This is a genomic window from Comamonas sp. A7-5 (genome assembly GCF_039581385.1).
Classification (GTDB): Bacteria; Pseudomonadota; Gammaproteobacteria; order Burkholderiales; family Burkholderiaceae_C; genus Comamonas; species Comamonas thiooxydans.
This window is the reverse complement of sequence record NZ_JBCPWO010000006.1, coordinates 26,674-47,916: the sequence shown is the minus strand read 5'-3', so window position 1 is coordinate 47,916 and position 21,243 is coordinate 26,674. Positions and strand designations below refer to the sequence as shown.

Sequence of the window (21,243 nt, the reverse complement as noted above, 5' to 3'; positions counted from 1 at the left end):
GTCAACGGTATCGCTTCGATCTTTCTCAGAAATTGTCACGTATAGATCTTCGTTGCCGCAAATCTCTCGCGCAGCCATGTGGCCGCGGGCCCGCTGGGCCGCTGTTTGTGCCAAACCAGCTCCAAGGCCACTGGGTGCGCCCCTTCGTCGAATCGTAGCGCGGGCATGACGAGGTCCTTGGCGATAGGCGAGCGCGCGATGATGTGATCAGGGATCAGTGCCCAGCCAATTCCTTGCTTGAGGATTTGCAGGATGACCCAATGGCTTTCGACCCACCAGACCTCGGCAGCGACGCGAAGGCGGTGCTTTTCGGTTCCCTCGGACCTCAGGGTCACCATGATTTGGCGGTGACGCTTGAGCTCCTCCCAGTCGACAACGGTGTGCGCAAGCGGATGGTTGCTTCCGCAAACCAGTTTGAGCGGTACCCAGCCAATAGTGTGAAAGCCAAGTTCTGCGGGCAGCGATTCCTGGCGCCACATCACTCCGATATCCGCTTTTCCATCAAGAATCATATTGCTGACATCCTCCATCATGGGGAACAGCAACTCCAGCTCGACATGGGGAAAGAGGCTCGCGAACTCGGCGAATAGCTCTCCCTGCACATGCTCCGGGTAGAGCTCGTCGATGGCTACGACAAGGCGCTTTTCAACATGCGCCTCGAAGCTCGCCGCAACCCCAATGAGGTGTTCGCGGCGATCGAGGATCAGCTTGGCCTCAGCCAGCAGGCGCTCGCCCGCAGCCGTCAACGAGGGGTTGCGCCCGGCACGGTCGAACAGCATCACCCCAAGATCCGTCTCCAGGTTGGAAACCTGGGTGCTGACGGCCGATTGCGCCTTGCGCAAAGCTCGTCCGGCGGCAGAAAACGATCCTTTTTCTGCCGCCGAGACGAATGCTTCCAGTTGATCCATGGATATGCTCATCTATCTGATTTTAAGATGGAAGATAACTTTTCATTATTTGATATCAAGATACATTGCACACCAATCAATGTGATTGGAGAAAAATGATGAAAACGCGCAGTCTTTCTGATCGGGTGCGGCACGCTTTGATGTTCGAGGCTATCGGGTTGATGATCATCATCCCGGCCTCGGCAGCCTTGTTCAACAAGCCCATGACGCACATGGGTGTGGTGGGTATCGGCTCTGCCACGATCGCGACGGTTTGGAATTTCACGTTCAACATCGGATTTGATCGCTGCATGCGGAAGATGTACGGCCATATTCGCAAGAGCCTCAAAGCACGCCTGTTGCACACTGTCTTGTTTGAGGCGGGTCTGCTGCTGATTCTGCTGCCGTTGATAGCCTGGTATCTGAATATGACGCTACTCGATACGCTGGTGCTCGATCTGGCTATCGTCGTGTTCTATCTTGTTTACAACTTTGTGTTCAACGTCGCCTATGACCGCTTTTTCCCGGTCATGGCAAATAGCCGCCCTCAAGTTGTTTCCAACTTGGGCGAGGCTTCATAGTTCACAGCCCGGCTTGGGTGCCAAGTCTCATGGAGGGGCTGGCTTCATGACGTGGTGCAGATTTGAGTTGCAGTTACGGATTCCCCGCGCAATCCAGTGTCGGACTGAAGACTGAATTGGAGCGCTCATCATGTCGCTTGGCTTGAGGGGTAGTCAGTCGCGCTATCCATCGAATGCCACAAGGCCTGCATCTGCAAGGCACCGAAGTCAATGTTCGAAGGTTCTCTATGAAATTCCAGAGCCGCTGGCTCACGCTTGGCGTGGTTTCAACGGCGTTGCTGCTCATCGTCATCGATATGACGGTGCTCTACACGGCGTTGCCGAGTCTGGCGCAGGCCCTGCACACCACGGCTTCGGAAAAGCTGTGGATTCTCAATGCCTACTCTTTGGTGATGGCCGGATTGATGCCGGCCATGGGTGCCTTGGGCGATCGTCTGGGCCACCGGGCGGTCTTTATCAGTGGCATGGCTCTGTTTGGACTGGCCTCCGTGATTGCAGCATTTGCTCCCAGCGCCGCTGTACTGATCGCTGCTCGTGCATTGCTTGCCATTGGCGGCGCAGCCATGATGCCGGCCACGATTGCCATTGTTCGTACCACCTTCCACGACCCCAAAGAACTGGCTTTTGCCATTGGTGTCTGGGCGTCTGTGGCCTCTGGTGGCGCTGCGGTGGGCCCGGTCTTGGGTGGAGTCTTGCTGGAGCATTTTTGGTGGGGTTCGGTTTTTCTGATCAACGTCCCCATCATTGCTGTGGCTGCAGTGCTGGCCTGGTGGCTGGTTCCCAAGAGCGCGGGGAATGCGAGCGTCACCATCGACTTGCATAGCTGCTGGCAAAGCACGCTTGGCATCATTGCACTGGCTTATGGCATCAAGGAATTGGCCAGGCTCGATAGTCATGTGCTCTTGGCCTGGGGGGCTTTGCTTGCGGGAGCTGTGACATTGACAGTCTTTGTGCGACGTCAACTCCGGCTGCCTCAACCATTGATTGATTTCAGCTTGCTTTCAGTCACCCCCATAGCCATGGGTATTTTTATCGCGCTCGTGGCGTCAATGATGCTGATCGGCTTTGAGTTGGTGCTCAGTCAGAGGCTGCAGTTGGTTCTGGGAAAAAGTCCCCTTGAGGCAGGAGCATCTGTTCTGCCTATCTCCTTGGGGTCTTTCTTCGCAGGACCATTGGCGGGGATATTGATTGGACGCATTGGCGGTCCGCGTGTCATTGCTGCCGGCCTGGTCATGTGTGCCTCAGGCATCTGGGGATATCTTGGCTTGAACGAGGCAGGCGCATTGTGGCAAGTGGGGGTTCTGGCCTTGTGCGGTGTGGGAATAGGCTTCAGCCTGACCGCCTCCAGCGCGCTGGTAATGACGAATGTGTCAGAAGACCGCGCAGGCATGGCGGGGTCTGTAGAAGGCGTGGCCTATGAGTTTGGAGGAGGGTTGGGGGTGACTATTTTTGGCTCCCTGATGACGGCGGTCTACGTCGCGCATGTACGACACGGCGGTATAGAGGCCATGGCTGGCAGCGGCCTGGACGAAGCGTACCGAAATACCCAACAAGGCATCCAATCTCCAGCCGTTTTACAAAGCGCAATGCAAGCGTTTGAAGCGTCTTTTGCCGCGGTTAGCGGTGTTGTCATCGCGTTGCTTTTTTCTCTCGCGCTAGTCGTTTTGGTGCTGGCTCGTCATTTACCCAAGCAGCAGACGGACAGCTGACTCCAGGCAATAGGCCGGATTTGAGGTTGCTCTGCTTTTGCAACAGCGCGCCGCAGCTTTGGTCCAAAGCTGTCGTTTCATAAAGTACGCGTGCGGCGGCTTTGGGGCGCCGAACGGCGACAGTCAAAATCTATGCCAAAGCAGCCCGCCTCGCTGACTCCGTTTCGGCCGCCAGGGATTAATGCTCACAGCAGGAAATTCGATTTTGACCTGGGTTGAGGCTTAGCTCGCTCCAGTCCCCGGAGGCCTGTTGATGCAAAGAGCTTTGGCAAAGCTCTTGCGCCCATTCACTGCGCTGGCACAGGCAGTGCCGTGAAGGTTTGCGCTGGGGCTATTATCTGGTCGCGGCAGGCGACCAGGGGCAGGTCGCGCTGTCCCGATTCGGTGCGAGAGACCAGGGCATACAAGGTGCTCACGGCCCTGGACACGGCATCGGGCACGGCGCGCCCTTGAATCAGATGGCCCAGCAGAACGGCCGAGAACACATCGCCCATGCCGTTGGGCAGAGGGTGCAGGTCGATATAGGGCGTCTGTACCAGCCAGGACTTGTCGGCAGTCACGGCCAGCGTGGCCAGTTGGTCGGCAGGCAGATCGTCGGTGCGCAGGCTGGTGATGACGATCAGGGCCGATGGGCTGTGATGCAGTTGCGTCAGCATGGCTCGGGCCGCCTGGGTGGCCGCTTCCACGGTGCTCAGCGGCTGGCCGCCGCACAGCAGCTCGAATTCGTAGTGGTTGGGCGTGATGACGCTGGCCTGGGACAGCGCGCGCTTGCGCAGAAAGTCCGGGATGCCGGGGCGCACGAACACGCCGCGCCCCACATCGCCCATGACCGGGTCGCACAGATAGTGTGCCTTGGGCTGGGCGGCGCGCACCTCCTGCACGGCGGCCAGAATGGCTTCGCCCACACCGGCATCGCCCAGATAGCCCGAGAGCACGGCCGTGCAGCGCGCCAGCACGCCGCGGGCGCGCAGGCCGTCCAGCACATCCTGTACATGGGCCGGCGTGAAGACCTGGCCCTTGAATTCGCCGTAGCCCGTGTGGTTGGAGAACTGCACCGTATGCACGGCCACGGGTTCTATGCCCAGCAGCTGCAGCGGCAGCATGGCGGCGTCGTTGCCCACATGGCCGTAGGCGACATGGGATTGAATGCTGAGAACCAGCGGGGGTGCCTGCGTGCTGGGCATGAGGGCTCTTTCGTGAGTGATCGAGATGCTTGCGCCAAGCATCGCGCTGCAAAGATAAAGTGAGCTGCTTGCGCTTGCCTGTCAATCAATTCAGATGGTTTTTTATCTGAACTCTATGAATGGCAAGCGGTATTAGCTCACTTTATGTGTGTGAGCGGAAGTCTTAGCCCAGCTCTGCCATCAGCTCGATTTCCACGCAGCAGCCCAGGGGGATCTGGGCCACGCCGAAGGCGCTGCGGGCGTGCTTGCCGGCTTCGCCGAAGGCTTCGCCCAACAGTTCGCTGCAGCCGTTGGTGACCAGATGCTGCTCGGTATAGCTGGTGCTGGAATTGACCAGGCTCATGACCTTGACGATGCGCTTGACACGATTCAGATCGCCGCCGCAGGCATGCTGCAGCGTGCCCATCAGATCCACGGCCACGGCGCGGGCTGCCTGCTTGCCTTCTTCTGTCGTCATGTTCTCGCCCAGCTTGCCGACCCAGGGCTGGCCGTTCTGCTTGGCGATATGGCCGCTGAGGAACACCAGATTGCCGGTCTGCATATAGGGCAGGTAGGCGGCTGCAGGCATGGCCACTTCGGGCAGGGTGATGTTCAGGGCTTTGAGTTTTTCATAGACGCTCATGACGGCTCCAAAAAGTGCGAGGCTAAGGATCGACAAGTTTGACACAGCAGCGGGCCCGGGCATGGATCGCCTTGGCACAGTGGCCATAGCTTTTGAATTGATAGCTGCTCGCACAATGAGAGCAAATGTTTGATGCTGTTTTGATGTCCGAGACAGGGCAGGGATAGTCGCAATGCTGGGCCTGGTCGCTCCCTCCTAGCATGGCAGCATGCCGCTCCATCAGACTCCAAGCTCTCAGCGTCGCCGCTTGTCGTGGCTGGCGCCGCTCTGGGGTTGTGTGCTGGGCGCTGCATGGCAGGTGACCCAGGCCAGGCTGTGGCATCTGTCGCTCTACCAGATCTTGCTGGCTTGGGGCTTGCTGACACTGCTGTTTGCAAGCAGATGGCGTGGCAGGTCCTGGCAGAGCTGGTGGCTGATGCTGTTGGGTGCTGCCTGCTGTGTGGCGGGGCTGACGGGTTGGCGTGCACATGTTTATCTGACGCAGACCCTGCCACAGGCGCTGGAGGCGGTGGACTTGCAGGTGGAAGGCCGGATTGCCTCCATGCTGCAGAACCAGGCCAACGGCCAGCGCTGGCGTTTTGTGGTCGATAGTTCGGACGCAGGCGTGCCAAGGCTGCTGGAGCTGTCCTGGTATGGCCCGTTCGGGCAGGTGCCGAATGCCAGCCAGCCTCTCGTGCCTGACTGGGCCAAAGGCGTGGCGCTGAGTCCCGGACAGCGTTGGCGCTTCACGGTGCGCGTCAAGCGCCCGCATGGCTCGCGCAATCCGCACGGCTTTGACTATGAGCTGCTGGCCTGGGAGCAAGGAGTGCAGGCCACAGGCTATGTGCGCAAGCAGCCAGCGCCCGAACTGCTGGCCGTGACAAGCCAATATCCGCTGCAGCGCTGGCGACAGGGCTTGCGCGATCGCATTCAGGGCGAGGCATTGCGCTTGCAGCGCTGGTTGCCAGGTGGCGGTGCAGAGCATGCTCAGACCGCTCTGGGCGTGGTGGCTGCGCTGGCCGTGGGCGATCAGCAGGCGATTGACCGCAAGGACTGGACCCTGTTCCGTCAGACAGGTGTGGCGCATCTGATGAGCATATCGGGCCTGCATATCACCATGTTTGCCTGGCTGGCAGTCTTGATTGTGGGCCGTGTATGGAGGCTGAGTGCGCGCGCTTGTCGTTGGATGCCTGCCCCGCGCGCGGCCCTGGTCATGGGCGTGTTACTGGCGGCGGCCTATGCCTTGTTCAGCGGCTGGGGCCTGCCTGCGCAGCGCACGATCTGTATGCTGGCTGTAGTGGCGCTGCTTCAATGGTTGGGCGTGCGCTGGCCCTGGGCCTGTGTATGGCTGCTGGCACTGGCGGTGATTGTTGTGGCCGACCCCTGGGCGTTGTGGCAGGCTGGGTTCTGGCTCAGTTTTGTCGCCGTCGGCGTATTGCTTGCTTCCAATTCAGGGGCCGTTAGCGCTGAAGCTGCAAGCGCAAAAAGACGACTTCTCGCACGCTTGAAGGAATTGTGGCGCGAGCAGTGGCTGATCTCCCTGGCCTTGGCACCACTGGGTCTGCTGCTGTTTGGTCAAGTGTCCGTAGTGGGCCTGCTGGCCAATCTGCTGGCCATTCCCTGGGTGACATTGGTGGTCACGCCGCTGGCCTTGCTGGCTGCCGTGCTGCCCATGGCGGCAAGCGCTGCCGCCGTCGCCATGTTGCCCTTGATGAGCCTGCTGCAGTGGCTGGCTGCGCTGCCCGGGGCCGTATGGGCCTTGCCGCAACCTGCCTGGTGGGCCAGTGTGCTGGCGATAGCCGCCGGACTGCTGGTGATTGCGCCTTTGCCACTCAGGTTGCGGCTGGTGGCGGCCATATTTGTTTTGCCAGCCCTGTTTTGGCCTCGATCATGGCCGCGTGCGGGCGAGTTTGAACTGCTGGCGGCGGATATCGGCCAGGGCAATGCCGTCATCATCAGCACAGCCAGCCATCGTCTGCTCTATGACGCAGGGCCGCAGTACAGCCGCCAGAGCGATGCCGGCGAGCGTGTGCTCCTGCCGCTGATGGCCGCGAATGGCATGCAGATTGATGCCATGATGCTCAGTCACAGCGACAAGGATCACACCGGCGGGGCTCTGGCCGTCAAGGAGGCTCAGCCTCGCGCGAAAGTCTGGGGCTCGGACTCGGTGATTCAAGCCCCGCAACTGGCGGGCCTGGCTCCGGTTCAGCGCTGTACACAGGGGCAGCACTGGCAATGGGATGGTGTGACGTTTGAAGTGCTGCACCCGCCTGCAGGAGAGGCCTGGCTCAATGGTCGCAAGGCCAAGCCGAACTTTGGCAGTTGCGTGTTGCGTCTGCGTTCGGCCAGCGGGCGCGTGGCCCTGTTGGCCGGAGATATCGAGGCAGCGCAGGAGCAGCAACTGTTGCAAACCAGTCTGGACGAGCCAGTGGACTGGCTGCTGGTGCCTCACCATGGCAGCAAGACTTCATCGACCGACTCCTGGGTCAGCACTCTGCGGCCGCGCTGGGCAGTGGTGCAGGCGGGTTATCGGAATCGTTTTGGACATCCGGTGGCAGCTGTGGTGCAGCGCTATCAGGCGGTGGGCAGCCAGTTGGTGGTTCAGGATCGCTGCGGCGCGGCCTACTGGAACTCTGCTCAACCTGAAAAATTGGAATGCGAGCGCTTGATTCGGGCGCATTATTGGGATGTCCATGCCGTTTCCAAGGAGCAGCCCTGAGAAACTGGCATGGGGCTTGCATTGATGCTGTACCGCCTTCGGGCGGGTGCATACATGCATGGTTGCACGCTCGTTGCCTGGCAGCTTGTCCGGTGCGGCGTCGCTAAACTGAAATCCGTGGCTTGCCTGTGTGAGCAGCGGCAAAAATAGAGAGGACAAGATGCGCACATTCGATGAGATGTATCTGAGCTTGCCCGCCGAAGGTGGTGCGGTGCGAGACCACTATCGGGACTATGCGCAGTGGCTGGGCAAGCAATCGCAGGAATATCTGCGAGCGCGCAGTGCCGAGGCGGAAATCGTTTTTCGCCGCGTGGGAATCACCTTTGCCGTCTATGGCGACAAGGACGAGAGCGGCGCAGGTACGGAACGCCTGATTCCGTTCGATTTGATCCCGCGCATCATTCCGGCCCATGAGTGGGCCAGCATGCAGGCCGGTCTGGCCCAGCGCGTGAAGGCGCTCAACTGCTTCATCCGCGATGCCTACCATGGCCAGGACATGGTGCGTGCCGGCCTGATCCCGACGGAGCTGGTGCGCGGCAACAGCCAGTACCGGCCCGAGATGGAGGGCATTCAGGTGCCCAACGATGTCTACGCCAACATCGCCGGCATAGACATCGTGCGCGCGCCCGATGAGCAGGGCAACGGCGTCTATTACGTGCTCGAAGACAATCTGCGCGTGCCATCGGGTGTTTCCTACATGCTGGAGAACCGTCGCATGACCATGCGCCTGTTCCCCGAACTTTTCGGCAAGCATGCCGTGGCACCCGTGGCCCACTATCCCGACATGCTGCTCGACACGCTGCGTGCCAGCGCACCGTCGGGCGTGCTGGAGCCCACGGTGGTGGTGCTGACGCCGGGCATGTACAACAGTGCCTATTTCGAGCATGCCTTCCTGGCCCAGCAAATGGGGGTGGAGTTGGTCGAAGGCCAGGATCTGGTGGTCGAGAAAGACGTGGTCTATATGCGCACCACCCAGGGGCTGCAGCGTGTGGACGTGATCTACCGCCGTGTGGACGATGATTTCCTCGACCCCGAAGTCTTCAGGCCCACATCGACGCTGGGCTGCAAGGGCCTGATGCGGGCCTACCGTGCAGGCAACGTCAATATCTGCAATGCCGTGGGCACGGGCCTGGCCGACGACAAATCGGTATATCCCTATGTGCCGGAGATGATCCGCTTCTATCTGGGCGAGGAGCCCATCCTGCAGAACGTGCCGACCTGGTTGTGCCGAAAGGAGGACGACCTCAAATACGTGCTCGACCACCTGCATGAGCTGGTCGTCAAGGAGGTGCACGGTGCCGGCGGTTACGGCATGCTGATCGGGCCGGCCGCGACCAAGGCCGAGATAGAGGCTTTCCGCCGCGTGCTGGTCGGCAATCCTTCGGGTTATATCGCTCAACCCACGCTCTCCCTGTCCACCTGCCCGACCATGGTGGAAAAAGGCATAGCGCCGCGCCATATCGACCTGCGGCCCTTTGTGCTCACGGGCACCGAGGTCAATATGGTGGCCGGTGGACTCACGCGTGTGGCGCTCAAGCAGGGATCGCTGGTGGTGAATTCGTCTCAGGGCGGCGGAACCAAGGATACCTGGGTGCTGGAAGATCAAGGGGGAGCTCGCTGATGCTGTCACGTACCGCAGATCATTTGTGCTGGATGTCCCGCTACACCGAGCGGGCGGAAAAAAATGCTGCAAGCATTTTTTCAACAGAATACGGCGCGCGCGTTCAGCGCGTGCGGGGTTCTCTGCCCAAGGAGGGCCTATGCTGAGTCGTACTGCCGATCATTTGTATTGGATGTCCCGCTACACCGAGCGGGCGGAGAACACCGCGCGCATGCTCAGCGTGGCCTATGAAACCGCCATGCTGCCGCAGGCCATCCATGATGCGCACCGTGGCTGGCAGAGCGTGCTGTCCATCAGCGAGCTGATCCCCGCCTTCAAGGCTCAGTTTCCTGTGGTGGATCGTGAGTCGGTGCTGCAGTTCATGGTGTCGGACGAGGCCAATCCGTCATCCATCTTTGCCTGTCTGAAGGCTGCACGCGAGAACGCGCGTGCCGTGCGCGGTGCGCTGACCACGGAGTCCTGGGAAACGCAGAATCAGACCTGGCTGGCGCTGCAGCGCCACTTCGGCAAGGATGCCTGGAAAAAGGATCCGGCGCAGTTCTTCGAATGGGTCAAGTACCGCTCACACCTGTGGCGCGGTGTGTCGCTGGGCACCATGCTCAAGGACGAGGCGCTGCACTTTGTGCGCCTGGGCACTTTTGTCGAACGGGCCGACAACACGGCACGTTTGCTGGATGTGAAGTTCCATTCCATAGAGCGCGACTACCACGGCATGCCGCGCGGTCGCGCCCTGATGAACTTCGACTTCTATCACTGGAGCGCCTTGCTGCGCAGCGTCTCGGCCTTCGAGGTCTACCGCAAGGTCTACCGCGATGTGATCACGCCCGAACGCGTAGCCGAGCTGCTGATGCTGCGCGCCGACATGCCGCGCTCGTTGCTGGCCAGCATGCATGAGGTGGTCAAGAACCTGGAGCGCGTGGCCAACGACCATTCGCAGGAAACCACGCGCAAGGCCGGGCGCCTGCTGGCCGACCTGCAATACGGTCGCATCGACGAGATACTGACCACCGGCCTGCACGCTTATCTGACGCAGTTTCTCGATCGTGTCAACGATCTGGGCTCCGGCATCAGCCGGGACTTCCTGATGCCGACCTGAGGCCGGGGTCTCCAAAGCAAAAAGCGGCCCTGAGGCCGCTTTTGTCTTTCAGCGTGAAGCCGAAATTATTCGATCTCGCCCATCAGAGACTGCAGATAGTTCTGCGTGCCGACCTTGTCGATCAGGTCGAGCTGGGTTTCGAGGAAATCGATGTGCTCTTCGGTGTCGTCCAGAATCTTCTGCAGCAGATCGCGCGAAACATAGTCGCGCACGGATTCGCAGTGCGCGATACCGTCCTTGATGGTCTGCTGCGCCGCTTGCTCCAGGCGCAGGTCGCAGGCCAGGGCTTCCGGCACGTCCTCGCCGATCTGCAGCTTGCCCAGGTCCTGCAGATTGGGCAGGCCGTCGAGCATGAAGATGCGGTCCATCAGCGCGTCGGCATGCTTCATCTCGCCGATGGATTCCTCATATTCCTTCTTGGCCAGCTTGTCGAAGCCCCAGTGCTTGTACATGCGGTAATGCACAAAGTACTGGTTGATGGCGGTCAGTTCGTTCTTGAGCTGGGCTTGCAGCCAGGAAATGACTTGTGCATCACCTTTCATGAGGACTCCTTCTCGGGCAGTTGTTGTTCGAGTCGATTGTCCATGCTTTATGAGGCAAATCAAACAAAGCCCATGCCCGCGCGAATTGGCTGCATCTGATGCGCGTTCTCGTTTAGCTTACGTACTGCCGGACGGACCTTCCTCGCGAGGTTTGACTCAGTGATGACAACAAAAGCTATGAGCGTGATTGAAGGACTATTGGCTTGAACTTCCTGGTTTCGGCCCACAATAGAAAGCTGAGCTGCACAGCGGTGCGGCTTGACTTCAGAAGCCGGGAATCTGGTTTGATAGGTTTTGTAAATAAATTTGATGAAATCAATCGATTGGTTTTATTAAGCGGGCCGCTCTAAACTTCATCCTGTCTTCAAACACTAACCACAAGGAAACAGCAAATGTCTCTGATCAACACTCAAGTTCAACCTTTCAAGACCGAAGCCTATGTGAACCGCAACGGCAAGGGTGAATTCATCACCGTGACTGAAGAGAGCCTGAAGGGCAAGTGGTCTGTGGTGATCTTCATGCCCGCCGCCTTCACCTTCAACTGCCCCACCGAAATCGAAGACGCAGCCAACAACTACGCCGAGTTCCAGAAGGCCGGTGCCGAGGTCTACATCGTGACCACCGATACCCACTTCTCGCACAAGGTGTGGCACGAAACTTCCGACGCAGTGGGCAAGGCCAAGTTCCCCCTGGTTGGCGACCCCACACACCAGCTGACCAACGCTTTCGGCGTGCACATCCCCGAAGAAGGCCTGGCTCTGCGCGGTACCTTCGTGATCAACCCCGAAGGCGTGATCAAGACCATGGAAGTGCATTCCAACGAAATCGCTCGTGACGTGTCCGAAACCCTGCGCAAGCTCAAGGCTGCCCAGTTCACCGCCGCCAACCCCGGCCAAGTGTGCCCCGCCAAGTGGAAGGAAGGCGCCAGCACGATCACTCCTTCGCTGGATCTGGTCGGCAAGATCTAAGCCTGATACCTATCGGCTGAGCGTGCATGCGCTCTGAAAGCCGGACGACGTTCAGGCGAGTGCCGCCTGTCCGTCCGGCTTTTTTTCGCCCAGTTTTTGCTTTCATGGGCGGGCAAAGGCCTCAAAAGCACTTTGCTGCATTGCATCAACAACTCTAAATTCAAAGGAATCCACCATGCTTGACGATCAACTCAAAGCCCAACTCGCCGCCTACCTGGAACGCGTGCAGCAGCCGTTTGAGCTGGTGGCTTCTCTGGATGACAGCGAGACCAGTGCACAGATGCACGATCTGCTGAAAACCATCCAGTCCCTGCGCAGCGACAAGATTTCGCTGCGCACCGACGGCAGCGATGCCCGCAAGCCCTCGTTCACCCTGCAGCGCCAGGGCACGGCCACCCAGCTGCGTTTTGCCGGTCTGCCTCTGGGCCATGAATTCACCTCGCTGGTGCTGGCCCTGCTGTGGACGGGCGGTCATCCGCCCAAGGTGGAGCAGGACGTGATCGACCAGATCAAGGCACTGGACGGCGATTTCAACTTCGAGGTCTACATGAGCCTGAGCTGCCACAACTGCCCCGACGTGGTTCAGGCACTGTCGCTGATGGCCATTCTCAACCCCAAGGTCAAGACCACGGTGATCGAAGGCGGCGCCTTCCAGAAGGAAGTGAGCGAGCGTGAAATCATGGCCGTGCCCATGGTGTTCATGAACGGCAGCGTTTTCGGTTCCGGCCGCATGACCATCGAAGAAATCGTGGCCAAGCTGGACACTGGTGCCGCCTCGCGTGACGCAGCCAAGCTGTCGGCCAAGGAAGCCTTCGACGTGCTGATCATCGGCGGTGGCCCGGCCGGCGCGGCAGCCGCTGTCTACGCGGCTCGCAAGGGCATTCGCACCGGCGTGGCGGCCGAGCGCTTTGGCGGTCAGGTCAACGACACGCTGGCGATCGAGAACTACATCTCCGTGCTGGAGACCGATGGACCCAAGTTCGCTGCGGCATTGGAAGCCCACACCCGTGCCTATGACGTGGACATCATGAACCTGCAGCGCGCCGAGAAGCTGATTCCCGCTGCGCAGCCCGGTGGCCTGGTGGAAGTGCAAATGGCCAATGGCGGCTCGCTCAAGGCCAAGACCGTGATCCTGTCCACCGGTGCGCGCTGGCGCAATGTGAACGTGCCTGGCGAGGCCGAGTACAAGAACAAGGGCGTTGCCTATTGCCCGCACTGCGACGGTCCGCTGTTCAAGGGCAAGCGCGTCTCGGTGATCGGCGGCGGCAACTCCGGCATCGAAGCTGCGATCGACCTGGCGGGTCTGGTGGCCCATGTGACGGTGGTGGAATTTGCCGATCAGCTCAAGGCCGATGCCGTGCTGGTCAAGAAGCTGCACAGCCTGCCCAATGTGACCGTCATCACCAATGCCCAGACTACGGAGATCACGGGTGCCAACGGCAAGGTCAACGGTCTGAGCTACAAGGACCGTACGAGCGGCGCAGAGCATCATGTGGAGCTCGAAGGTGTGTTTGTGCAGATCGGCCTGGTGCCGAACACCGAATGGCTCAAGGGCTCGGTGGAGCTGAGCAAGTTCGGTGAAATCATTGTGGATGCCAAGGGACAGACCAATCTGCCCGGGGTGTTCGCCGCCGGTGACTGCACCACGGTGCCTTACAAGCAGATCGTGATCGCCGCTGGTGCCGGTGCTACCGCAGCACTGTCGGCCTTTGATCACCTGATCCGCAACTAAGCTGCCTTCATCGCTTGCAAGGTAAGCGATGGTAGCTATCAAAAAGGACTGCTTAGGCAGTCCTTTTTTCTTATGGACGGCCGGGAGGAGGGGGTATTTCCGCCGGGATCGTCAGGGGCTGCAGCGTTCATCGGGCCGGGGTTGAGGGCAAAGCAGCCCATGAAAACAGGCGGCGGTGCAAGCTGCAGCCTTGCGCCAGGACTCAATTCCCGGTTTTGTAACGAATTCATTTGCGGTTGAGAATTATTCGCATATACTTCTTTTATTCAGCCAGCCAATGCCGTGCCAGCTACAGGCCGCGAAGCCTCTGACGTTTCGACCTGTGGCCATTGAGGTACCTATCAGAAGCCAGCTCTTGTCCATTTCTATGAATAAAGAGGGTTTCTGGTATGGCATCCGCCACCGCTTTGCACGCCCGCGCCATGCCGGCGCCACGCTCCAATCTCCGCCCGCTGGCGCTGGCCTGCGCACTGGCCTGCGCTGCCATCTCGGCCCAGGCCCAGCAGCAATCTTCCCAAACCGTCCAGGTCGTGGCGGCTCGTGCAGACCGCAATGCGCCAGTCATGCGCGATGTGGTGGTCAGTGCCTCGCGCGACGAGCAGGATGCCGACAGCCTGCCCATGACGGTGGATGTCATCGACGCCAAGCAAATGGAAGAGGAGCAGATCGGCGATATCCGTGAGCTTGCAGCCAAGCTGCCCAATGTGACCGTGCCGCGCAGTCCTGCGCGTTTCACGTTGGCCGGCTCTCCCACCGGGCGTGACCAGAACAGCGGCTTCAATATCCGTGGCCTGGAAGGCAACCGCGTGCTGATGCTGGTCGATGGCGTGCGCCTGCCGCGCAGCTATACCTTCAGCGCCAATGCCTTTGGCCGCGACTATCTGGATCTGGGTCTGGTGCAACGCGTGGAAATCCTGCGCGGTGCTGTGCCCGCGCTCTATGGCTCGGACGGCATGGGCGGCCTGGTCAACTTCATCACCGTGCAGCCCAGCGATCTGCTCAAGGACGGCAAGACCATTGGCGGCCGGGTTTCGGCCAGCTATGACGGCTCGGACAACGGCAAGCGCCTGGGCGCAACCCTCGCGGGCAAGGCCAGCGATGAATGGAGTTGGCTGCTTTCGGCCGGTGTGGGCCGCTCCAGCGCGCTGGAGAATATGGGCAGCAATAACACCGTGGGTGCTCTGCGCACCACGCCCAATCCCGAAAAGGACAAGAGCCATTCGCTGCTGGGGCGGCTGGTCTACACGCCTTCGGCCGTGCAAAAACATGTCTTCACGCTGGAAAACGTGGACAAGCGTGCCGACTACGACCTGCTGAGCGCTCGCAGCGCCACCGTCACCGATTCGCGTGCCGAGACCACCATGAAGCGCTGGCGCGCTACCTGGCAGGGGCAGTGGCAGCAGCTGGATACGGCACTGGCCGACGAGCTCAAGCTGATGGCCAGCTATCAAAGCTCGAGCTCGCGCGAGTTCGTGACCGAAACCCGCACCCCGCCTCTGGCCTATCGCGAGCGCGATGTGACCTATGACGAGGATGCGCTGCAACTGCATGCCCAGGCCGGCAAGACGCTGCGCTGGAGCAATGGCCTCAGCGGCAAGTTCAGCTATGGCATCGACTATCTGCGCGGCAAGGTGGTCAACGAGCAGAACGGCATCACGCCGCCGGCAGGCGAGAGCTTTCCGCTCAAGCGCTTCCCCGACACCACGGAAACCTCGACCGCGCTGTTTGCCCAGGCCGAGCTGCACTATGGTGCTTTCAGCCTGACGCCCGGATTGCGGGCCGAGCACTACAGCATCAAGCCCAAGCAGCAGGGCTTTGGCGGCACGGCGGTCAGCAATTCGGACTCCGCCGTCTCCCCCAAGCTGGGCGCCATGTTCCAGATGAACGATGCCTGGTCGGTTTACGGCAACTATGCCGCCGGTTTCAGAGCGCCGAATGCAGGGCAGATCAATGCCTTCTTCGAGAACCCGTTCATGTTCTACAAGAGCATTCCCAACCCCGATCTCAAGGCGGAAAAAAGCAATACCTTCGAGCTGGGTCTGCGCGGCCGTATGAGTGCGCTGCGCCTCGATGCCGCAGTCTTCACGGGCCGCTACAAGGACTTCATCCAGGATCAGGTGCAGGTTGCGGGCGAATACGGTGATCGCAACAACCCGGCCACGTTCCAGTCCGTCAATCTGAACCGCGTGCATATCAGCGGCTTCGAGCTCAAGGCCGACTATGACTGGGGCCGGTTTGCGGGCGGCAACTGGCGCACCAATGCCGCCTATGGCTACACCAAGGGTACGGACAAGAGCACCAACAAGCCCGTGGACACCATCTCGCCTCAGCAACTGGTGCTGGGCGTGCGCTACGACCGCTCGAATGTGGGCGTGCAGCTTAGCGCCTCGCACTGGGCAGGCAAAAAAGACAAGGATGCGCCTGATCTTTCCACTGGCCGCCCCTTGCTCAGCTCATCTGCGACGGTGCTGGATTTGAGTGCGCAATGGCGTATCCGTCCAGGTACGCGTCTGAATGTGGGCATCTACAACCTGACCGACAAAAAGTATTCGCGCTGGGCGGATGTTCGTGGCTTGAGCCGCACGACGCAGATTGCCGATGCCTATACCCAGCCGGGCCGCAATGTGCGCGTGTCCCTGGTTCAGGACTTCTGATTTTGTAGCTGAAAGCGCTTGACTGATAAGCGCTGTAGGCCTTTTTGACTCAAAACTGCGGGAGTGTGCCATGTCTGTTTTCGAGAACGCCGCCAATGCCCAGAGTGCTTCTGGCAGTCGCGATGAGGAATATCTGCTCACCGAGGGCGAAGCCCAGCTGGCCACGGTGCTGGCGCTGATGACCGGTTTCAGCCAGGGCTGCTGTGCGGCGCACCGCGCGCCCATGGCTCAGAGGGTCTCGACGCAACTGGCGCGCATGGCCGAAGGCCTGGACGGCTGTGAGCGCTCTGAGGACATGCGCCACTTTCTGCAAAAGCTGGAGCAGCGCTGGGCCACGGTGGCCCGGGTGCTGGCCCAGCCTGAACAAGAGCCCGAAGCCCAGGCTTCGGCTCCCCGCTTTGACGACGAATTTTCCAACCCACAACCACACTGGCATCACAGCCCGGAGACCCTGCAATGAACGCCATCACATCCCCCGAAATCCAGACCATGACTGCGGTGCAGATCCGTGAGCAATTCGCGCAAAAGCGCGAGCAAGGCCTGCGCGCCAAGGATGCGGCCGAGGCGCTGCAGCTGAGCGAAGGCGCGGTCATCGCAGCCCATGGCGGCGAACATGAACGCACGCTCAAGGCTTTGCCGCTGCGCGCCGAATGGCTGGACATTCTTAAAGCCCTGGAAGCCTGCGGCACCGTGATGGCGCTCACGCGCAACGAATCCACCGTGCATGAAAAAGACGGCATCTACCAGAACCTCTCGGCCCAGGGGCCGGTCGGTCTGGCGCTGAGCCGGGAGATCGATTTGCGCCTGTTCTTCATGCACTGGCATGTCGGCTTTGCCGTGACCGAGGAGTCCGCCAACGGCAACCGTCCTGCCATGCGCAGCCTGCAGTTCTATGACGCCGCTGGCCGTGCCGTGCACAAGGTGTTTGCGCGGGAGGCCACGGACATGGCAGCCTGGAATGCACTGGTGGAGCGCTTTGCCGAGCCCTCTGCAGGCTATGTGTTCCGCGAGCCTGCGGCCAAGCCGGCCGTCAAGGCCGATGCCGAGATCGACGTGCCCGCGCTGACTCAGGCCTGGACCGATATGAAGGACACGCATGAGTTCTTCGAGATGCTGCGCAGGTTCGGAGTCGAGCGCCAGCAGGCCTTCCGTCTGGTGCCTCAGTACTGCGAGCGCCTGAGCACCGACGCGGTCGCGCAGTTGCTGGGCGATGCGGCGGTGGACGGTGTCTCCATCATGGTGTTTGTGGGCAGCAGCGGCTGCATCCAGATCCACACCGGCCCCGTGAGCAATATCCAGCCCATGGACGGCAAGGACGGCGTGCGCTGGATCAATGTGCTGGACAAGGGCTTCAACCTCCATCTGCGCACCGACCTGATAGCCAATGTCTGGGTGGTGCAGAAACCCACCAGCGATGGCGTGGTGACCTCGGTCGAGGCCTTTGATGCCGAAGGCAACAACATGGCCATGTTCTTCGGTGAGCGCAAGCCAGGCCAGCCCGAGTTGCAAGGCTGGCGCGATCTGGTGGCCGGCCTGCCGCGCAAGACTGAAGTGGCGGAGGCCGTATGAGCACGGCCAGCATTTCCCGACGCCAGGGCCTGCAGTGGCTGGGTGCGACCGTGGCGGGCACGGCCCTGCCGGGGCTGGTGCAGGCCGCTTCTGCAGCTGCTGCACCCGGAGCCAAGCGACTGGTGTCGCTCAGCGGCGCACTGACCGAGGTGGTCTATCTGCTCAATGCCCAGAGCCTGCTGGTGGGCACGGACACCACCAGCCTGTTTCCCGAAGCGGCGCAAAAAACCGCCAAGGTCGGCTATGTGCGCCAGCTCTCGGCCGAAGGCCTGCTCTCGCTCAAGCCCGATGCGGTGATCGCAACCAGCGAGGCCGGGCCTCCCGTGGTGCTCGATCAGATCCGTCAGGCTGGCGTGCGTGTATCGCTGGTTGCGGCCAGGCACAACTGGGCCGAGGTCCAGGAAAAGGTCAAGGTTGTGGGGCGCGAGACAGGTCGTTCCAGCGAGGCCGACAAGCTGCTGGCCCAGCTCGATGCGCAGTGGAGCAGCGTCCAGGCGCAGGTGGCCAAGGCCCAGCGCAAGCCGCGCGTGCTGTTTGTGCTCTCGCACAGCGGCAGTCCGCAGGTGGCAGGCAAGGGCACGGCAGCCAATGCACTGATCCAGTACGCGGGCTGTGTCAATGTCATAGACCAGTTCGACGGCTACAAGCCCTTGACTGCCGAAGCCATGGCCAGCGCTGCGCCCGAGGTCATCATCAACACCACGCAGGGCATTGAAGCACTGGGTGGCGAGGCCGCCTTCTGGAAGCGGCCCGAGCTGGCACTGACTCCCGCCTATGCCAAGAAGGCGCTGGTGACACTGGAAGCCAGCCATTTGCTGGGCTTTGGTCCGCGCCTGCCCAGCGCTGTGCAGGCGCTGCATATGCGCGCTTTGCAGTGGGTGGCCTGAGCATGAGCGCAAGCATGGGGAGCGTGGCACCAAAGCCAGCAGTCGAGCTGCCCGTCGCATCACGTTGGCGCACTCCTGCTGGGCGGCTCAGCCGCGGCGCAGCCCTGCTGCTGGGGGCGGCTCTGGTATTGCTGGCCATGGTGTGGGGCGCGGCCAGCGGGGCCTATGCCATTGCACCGGGGCAATTGCCTGGGATTGCCTGGGACGGGCTTCGCAGTCTTTTTGGCGCTGCCGTGGACAGCGGCCCCGAGCATCTGGTCTTTCTCAATATCCGCCTGCCGCGCCTGCTCATGGGCGTGGCTGCGGGTGCAGGACTGGGGCTGGCCGGCGCATTGATGCAGGGGCTGTTTCGCAATCCGCTGGCCGACCCCGGCCTCATCGGCGTGAGCAGCGGCGCGGCCCTGGCTGCCGGCATCACCATCGTGCTGGGCGGCCTGTATCTGCCCTGGCTGCCGCGTCATCTGGGCAGCTGGGCTCTGGTGGCCATGGCTTTTGGCGGCGGTCTGGCCGTGACCGCCGTGGTCTATGTGCTGGGTCAGGTCCAGGGCACGACCCGCATCGGCCTGATGCTGCTGGCCGGTATTGCCATCAATGCGCTGGCCGGCGCCGGACTGGGCTTTCTGAGCTTTGTATCGACGGACGAGCAGCTGCGCAATCTGCAGATGTGGTTGCTGGGCAGCCTGGGCGCCTCGCGCTGGAGCGCGGTAGCCCTGGTGTCGGCGGCAGTTGCCGTCAGCGCGGCGGCGGCGCTGGCGCTGGCCAGGCCGCTGAATGCGATTGCCCTGGGCGAAGCCCAGGCCAATCTGCTGGGCGTCGCCGTCGAGAAAACCAAGCGTCGCGCCGTGATGGTGGCTGCGCTGGCCGTGGGTGCCGTGACCGCGACCACCGGCATCATCGGCTTCATCGGCCTGGTCGCGCCGCACTGGGTGCGGCTGATTGCCGGTCCCGATCATCGCGTGGTGCTGCCGGGGTCGGCCCTGCTGGGGGCTGCGCTGGTGGTCAGCGCCGATGCCGTGGCGCGCACCATCGTCAAGCCGGCTGAGCTGCCGCTGGGCGTGCTCACCGCGTTTATCGGCGTGCCGCTTTTCCTGGCCATGCTGCGCCAGTTCAGGAGCAAGGTATGAGTGCGCACCAAGGGGTGTCCAGCCTCGAATGTCGCAATCTGGGCGTTGGCGTGCTCAAGGGGCCGCGCCTGGCGACGGTGGATGTGAGGATTCCGGCCGGGCGCTTTACCGCCATCCTCGGCCCCAACGGCGCCGGCAAGTCCACGCTGATGTCCATGCTGGTGGGCGAGCGCGCGCCGCAGTCGGGGCAGGTCCTGCTCGACGGGCAGGCGCTGTCCGCGCACGCTGTGGAGGGCCTGGCGCGGCGTCGCTCCGTCATGCCCCAGGATTGCAGCGTGGCCTTTGACTTCACGGCCCAGGAGGTGGTGGAACTGGGACGTTATCCGCATCGTCATCAGCCCGGCGCCGGGGAGGCGCAGATTCCGGCGCAGGCCATGGAGTTGACCGGGGTCGATCATCTGGCGCAGCGCAGCATCAACACGCTGTCGGGCGGCGAGCGGGCTCGCACTCACCTGGCCAGGGCACTGGCGCAGATCTGGCAGCCGCCCGCCGACGGCGCGGCGCGCTGGCTTCTGCTGGACGAGCCCACCGCTGCTCTCGACCTGGCCCATCAGCACCATGCCATGCGCCTGCTGCGCCAGTGGGCTGGGCAGCAGGGCGCAGGCGTGGTGGCGGTGATTCACGATCTGAACCTGGCCTTGCGCTATGCCGATGATGTGCTGGTACTGGGCGGTGATGCCGGAGTGCATCACGGTGCGGTGCTGGATGTGCTGCAGCCTGCGCTGGTGCGCCAGGTCTGGGGCATGCAGTGCGATCCGGTGCGCAGCAGCGACGGCGCGCTGCAATATATTTTTGCAGCTGATACCGCTTTACCTGCTTGAAATTTCAGCAGATTGAATTGAATTCTGAAGCTAGCCATGCGCGGGCTGCTTCAGATTCAATAGCTAACGACCTGGCTGTCACTGGCTGTCAATGCGTATGCACCGTCAGCGCAACCAGCTTGAGCACCAGCGGCCGCACCATCATCACGCAGAAGAACGCCACCGGCATGGCCAGCGCATAGGCGCTGAACACGCGCCGCACATAGCCGCTGTCAAAGCCGGTATTGGCCGCCACGATGGTGCAGCACATGAGGAACGCCATGATGCCGGCCATGAAAAACGCGAAAACAAACGGCGTGTAACGCCTGTGCAGCTTCAGTGCGGAAAGTCTGGAGGAGAAGGAGTTGGAGTATGAATTCATGGGAACGATGCTGAAAATGCATTCGGCGTCATGGCGACTTGCGTTGCTGTGTCAAAGGCTTGAGGCCGAATGCATGGATGGGAAACAGGGCTGAACTGTAAGCATCAGCAGCGGCCGGCGGTAGAGGTCCGGGGCTTGTTGTACTCGTAAGCAGAACTTTCGAATTCAATTGGAGATACATTCGCAG

18 protein-coding genes are annotated in these 21,243 nt (G+C 61.3%); 13 read left to right on the top strand and 5 right to left on the bottom strand.

Features of this window, described 5'->3' with window-relative positions; all coding sequences use genetic code 11:
- Positions 1–35: 35 nt before the first annotated feature.
- Positions 36–920, bottom strand: coding sequence for a LysR family transcriptional regulator (locus tag AAIL67_RS12730; RefSeq protein ID WP_034378849.1), 885 nt, complete (start codon positions 918–920; stop codon positions 36–38).
- An 83-nt stretch (positions 921–1,003) separates the two neighbouring features.
- Here AAIL67_RS12730 and AAIL67_RS12725 point away from each other — a divergent pair, with 83 nt between their 5' ends.
- Positions 1,004–1,468, top strand: a complete 465-nt coding sequence (locus AAIL67_RS12725; protein ID WP_343484147.1) for a PACE efflux transporter — start codon at positions 1,004–1,006, stop codon at positions 1,466–1,468.
- A 227-nt stretch (positions 1,469–1,695) separates the two neighbouring features.
- Positions 1,696–3,177, top strand: a complete 1,482-nt coding sequence (locus tag AAIL67_RS12720) for an MFS transporter (protein WP_343484146.1) — start codon at positions 1,696–1,698, stop codon at positions 3,175–3,177.
- A gap of 287 nt (positions 3,178–3,464) precedes the next feature.
- On the opposite strand, the gene pdxY is transcribed toward AAIL67_RS12720, so the two are convergent.
- Entirely contained in the window at positions 3,465–4,361 is an 897-nt protein-coding gene (pdxY, locus tag AAIL67_RS12715; protein WP_012837395.1) for a pyridoxal kinase PdxY, read from the bottom strand.
- Between the two features lie 163 nt (positions 4,362–4,524).
- Positions 4,525–4,983: a RidA family protein gene (locus AAIL67_RS12710; protein ID WP_343484145.1), complete on the bottom strand. Its 459-nt coding sequence runs from the start codon at positions 4,981–4,983 to the stop codon at positions 4,525–4,527.
- Between the two features lie 208 nt (positions 4,984–5,191).
- Between AAIL67_RS12710 and AAIL67_RS12705 the strand changes: the two genes are divergently transcribed.
- The 3 genes from AAIL67_RS12705 (at position 5,192) to AAIL67_RS12695 (ending at position 10,398) form a co-directional block, all read left to right on the top strand.
- A complete protein-coding gene (locus AAIL67_RS12705; RefSeq protein WP_343484144.1) occupies positions 5,192–7,681 on the top strand; it encodes a DNA internalization-related competence protein ComEC/Rec2 in 2,490 nt (829 codons plus the stop codon).
- 160 nt (positions 7,682–7,841) lie between these two features.
- Complete coding sequence (locus AAIL67_RS12700; protein ID WP_034392114.1) at positions 7,842–9,302, top strand: circularly permuted type 2 ATP-grasp protein; 1,461 nt, start codon at positions 7,842–7,844, stop codon at positions 9,300–9,302.
- A 139-nt stretch (positions 9,303–9,441) separates the two neighbouring features.
- Positions 9,442–10,398 carry an alpha-E domain-containing protein gene (locus tag AAIL67_RS12695; protein ID WP_003057653.1) on the top strand — a complete coding sequence of 319 codons (957 nt, stop codon included), beginning with the start codon at positions 9,442–9,444 and terminating at the stop codon, positions 10,396–10,398.
- 65 nt (positions 10,399–10,463) lie between these two features.
- Here AAIL67_RS12695 and bfr read toward each other — a convergent pair whose 3' ends face one another.
- The gene (gene bfr / locus AAIL67_RS12690) at positions 10,464–10,940 is read right to left on the bottom strand and encodes a bacterioferritin (RefSeq protein WP_003057652.1); all 477 of its coding nucleotides are present in this window, start codon (positions 10,938–10,940) and stop codon (positions 10,464–10,466) included.
- Positions 10,941–11,332: 392 nt separating this feature from the next.
- Between bfr and ahpC the strand changes: the two genes are divergently transcribed.
- From ahpC to AAIL67_RS12650, 8 genes are all read left to right on the top strand, one after another.
- A complete protein-coding gene (ahpC, locus tag AAIL67_RS12685) occupies positions 11,333–11,908 on the top strand; it encodes an alkyl hydroperoxide reductase subunit C (RefSeq protein ID WP_003057651.1) in 576 nt (191 codons plus the stop codon).
- 175 nt (positions 11,909–12,083) lie between these two features.
- Positions 12,084–13,640 carry an alkyl hydroperoxide reductase subunit F gene (gene ahpF, locus AAIL67_RS12680; protein WP_063661438.1) on the top strand — a complete coding sequence of 519 codons (1,557 nt, stop codon included), beginning with the start codon at positions 12,084–12,086 and terminating at the stop codon, positions 13,638–13,640.
- Between the two features lie 389 nt (positions 13,641–14,029).
- Positions 14,030–16,294, top strand: a complete 2,265-nt coding sequence (locus AAIL67_RS12675) for a TonB-dependent hemoglobin/transferrin/lactoferrin family receptor (protein WP_343484143.1) — start codon at positions 14,030–14,032, stop codon at positions 16,292–16,294.
- Positions 16,295–16,364: 70 nt separating this feature from the next.
- Entirely contained in the window at positions 16,365–16,754 is a 390-nt protein-coding gene (locus AAIL67_RS12670) for a hypothetical protein (protein WP_034360005.1), read from the top strand.
- On the top strand, positions 16,751–17,863 hold the full coding sequence (locus AAIL67_RS12665; protein ID WP_063661428.1) for a ChuX/HutX family heme-like substrate-binding protein: 1,113 nt from the start codon (positions 16,751–16,753) through the stop codon (positions 17,861–17,863). The genes AAIL67_RS12670 and AAIL67_RS12665 overlap by 4 nt, the downstream gene beginning before the upstream one ends.
- The gene (locus tag AAIL67_RS12660) at positions 17,860–18,750 is read left to right on the top strand and encodes an ABC transporter substrate-binding protein (protein ID WP_034360009.1); all 891 of its coding nucleotides are present in this window, start codon (positions 17,860–17,862) and stop codon (positions 18,748–18,750) included. The genes AAIL67_RS12665 and AAIL67_RS12660 overlap by 4 nt, the downstream gene beginning before the upstream one ends.
- A gap of 14 nt (positions 18,751–18,764) precedes the next feature.
- On the top strand, positions 18,765–19,874 hold the full coding sequence (locus AAIL67_RS12655) for an iron ABC transporter permease (RefSeq protein WP_034360070.1): 1,110 nt from the start codon (positions 18,765–18,767) through the stop codon (positions 19,872–19,874).
- Positions 19,871–20,695: a heme ABC transporter ATP-binding protein gene (locus AAIL67_RS12650; RefSeq protein WP_063661426.1), complete on the top strand. Its 825-nt coding sequence runs from the start codon at positions 19,871–19,873 to the stop codon at positions 20,693–20,695. The genes AAIL67_RS12655 and AAIL67_RS12650 overlap by 4 nt, the downstream gene beginning before the upstream one ends.
- 88 nt (positions 20,696–20,783) lie before the next feature.
- Here AAIL67_RS12650 and AAIL67_RS12645 read toward each other — a convergent pair whose 3' ends face one another.
- Positions 20,784–21,056, bottom strand: a complete 273-nt coding sequence (locus AAIL67_RS12645; protein WP_034392095.1) for a DUF2798 domain-containing protein — start codon at positions 21,054–21,056, stop codon at positions 20,784–20,786.
- Positions 21,057–21,243 lie beyond the last annotated feature (187 nt).

Excerpts from the sequence above, each read along its gene's own strand:
- ahpC (WP_003057651.1), top strand. The coding sequence starts at position 11,333 with ATGTCTCTGATCAACACTCAAGTTCAACCTTTCAAGACCGAAGCCTAT.
- AAIL67_RS12675 (WP_343484143.1), top strand. The coding sequence starts at position 14,030 with ATGGCATCCGCCACCGCTTTGCACGCCCGCGCCATGCCGGCGCCACGC.
- AAIL67_RS12730 (WP_034378849.1), bottom strand. The coding sequence starts at position 920 with ATGAGCATATCCATGGATCAACTGGAAGCATTCGTCTCGGCGGCAGAA.
- AAIL67_RS12700 (WP_034392114.1), top strand. The coding sequence starts at position 7,842 with ATGCGCACATTCGATGAGATGTATCTGAGCTTGCCCGCCGAAGGTGGT.
- AAIL67_RS12650 (WP_063661426.1), top strand. The coding sequence starts at position 19,871 with ATGAGTGCGCACCAAGGGGTGTCCAGCCTCGAATGTCGCAATCTGGGC.
- AAIL67_RS12695 (WP_003057653.1), top strand. The coding sequence starts at position 9,442 with ATGCTGAGTCGTACTGCCGATCATTTGTATTGGATGTCCCGCTACACC.
- ahpF (WP_063661438.1), top strand. The coding sequence starts at position 12,084 with ATGCTTGACGATCAACTCAAAGCCCAACTCGCCGCCTACCTGGAACGC.
- AAIL67_RS12645 (WP_034392095.1), bottom strand. The coding sequence starts at position 21,056 with ATGAATTCATACTCCAACTCCTTCTCCTCCAGACTTTCCGCACTGAAG.
- pdxY (WP_012837395.1), bottom strand. The coding sequence starts at position 4,361 with ATGCCCAGCACGCAGGCACCCCCGCTGGTTCTCAGCATTCAATCCCAT.
- AAIL67_RS12720 (WP_343484146.1), top strand. The coding sequence starts at position 1,696 with ATGAAATTCCAGAGCCGCTGGCTCACGCTTGGCGTGGTTTCAACGGCG.
- AAIL67_RS12660 (WP_034360009.1), top strand. The coding sequence starts at position 17,860 with ATGAGCACGGCCAGCATTTCCCGACGCCAGGGCCTGCAGTGGCTGGGT.
- AAIL67_RS12655 (WP_034360070.1), top strand. The coding sequence starts at position 18,765 with ATGGGGAGCGTGGCACCAAAGCCAGCAGTCGAGCTGCCCGTCGCATCA.
- AAIL67_RS12665 (WP_063661428.1), top strand. The coding sequence starts at position 16,751 with ATGAACGCCATCACATCCCCCGAAATCCAGACCATGACTGCGGTGCAG.
- bfr (WP_003057652.1), bottom strand. The coding sequence starts at position 10,940 with ATGAAAGGTGATGCACAAGTCATTTCCTGGCTGCAAGCCCAGCTCAAG.
- AAIL67_RS12710 (WP_343484145.1), bottom strand. The coding sequence starts at position 4,983 with ATGAGCGTCTATGAAAAACTCAAAGCCCTGAACATCACCCTGCCCGAA.
- AAIL67_RS12725 (WP_343484147.1), top strand. The coding sequence starts at position 1,004 with ATGATGAAAACGCGCAGTCTTTCTGATCGGGTGCGGCACGCTTTGATG.
- AAIL67_RS12705 (WP_343484144.1), top strand. The coding sequence starts at position 5,192 with ATGCCGCTCCATCAGACTCCAAGCTCTCAGCGTCGCCGCTTGTCGTGG.
- AAIL67_RS12670 (WP_034360005.1), top strand. The coding sequence starts at position 16,365 with ATGTCTGTTTTCGAGAACGCCGCCAATGCCCAGAGTGCTTCTGGCAGT.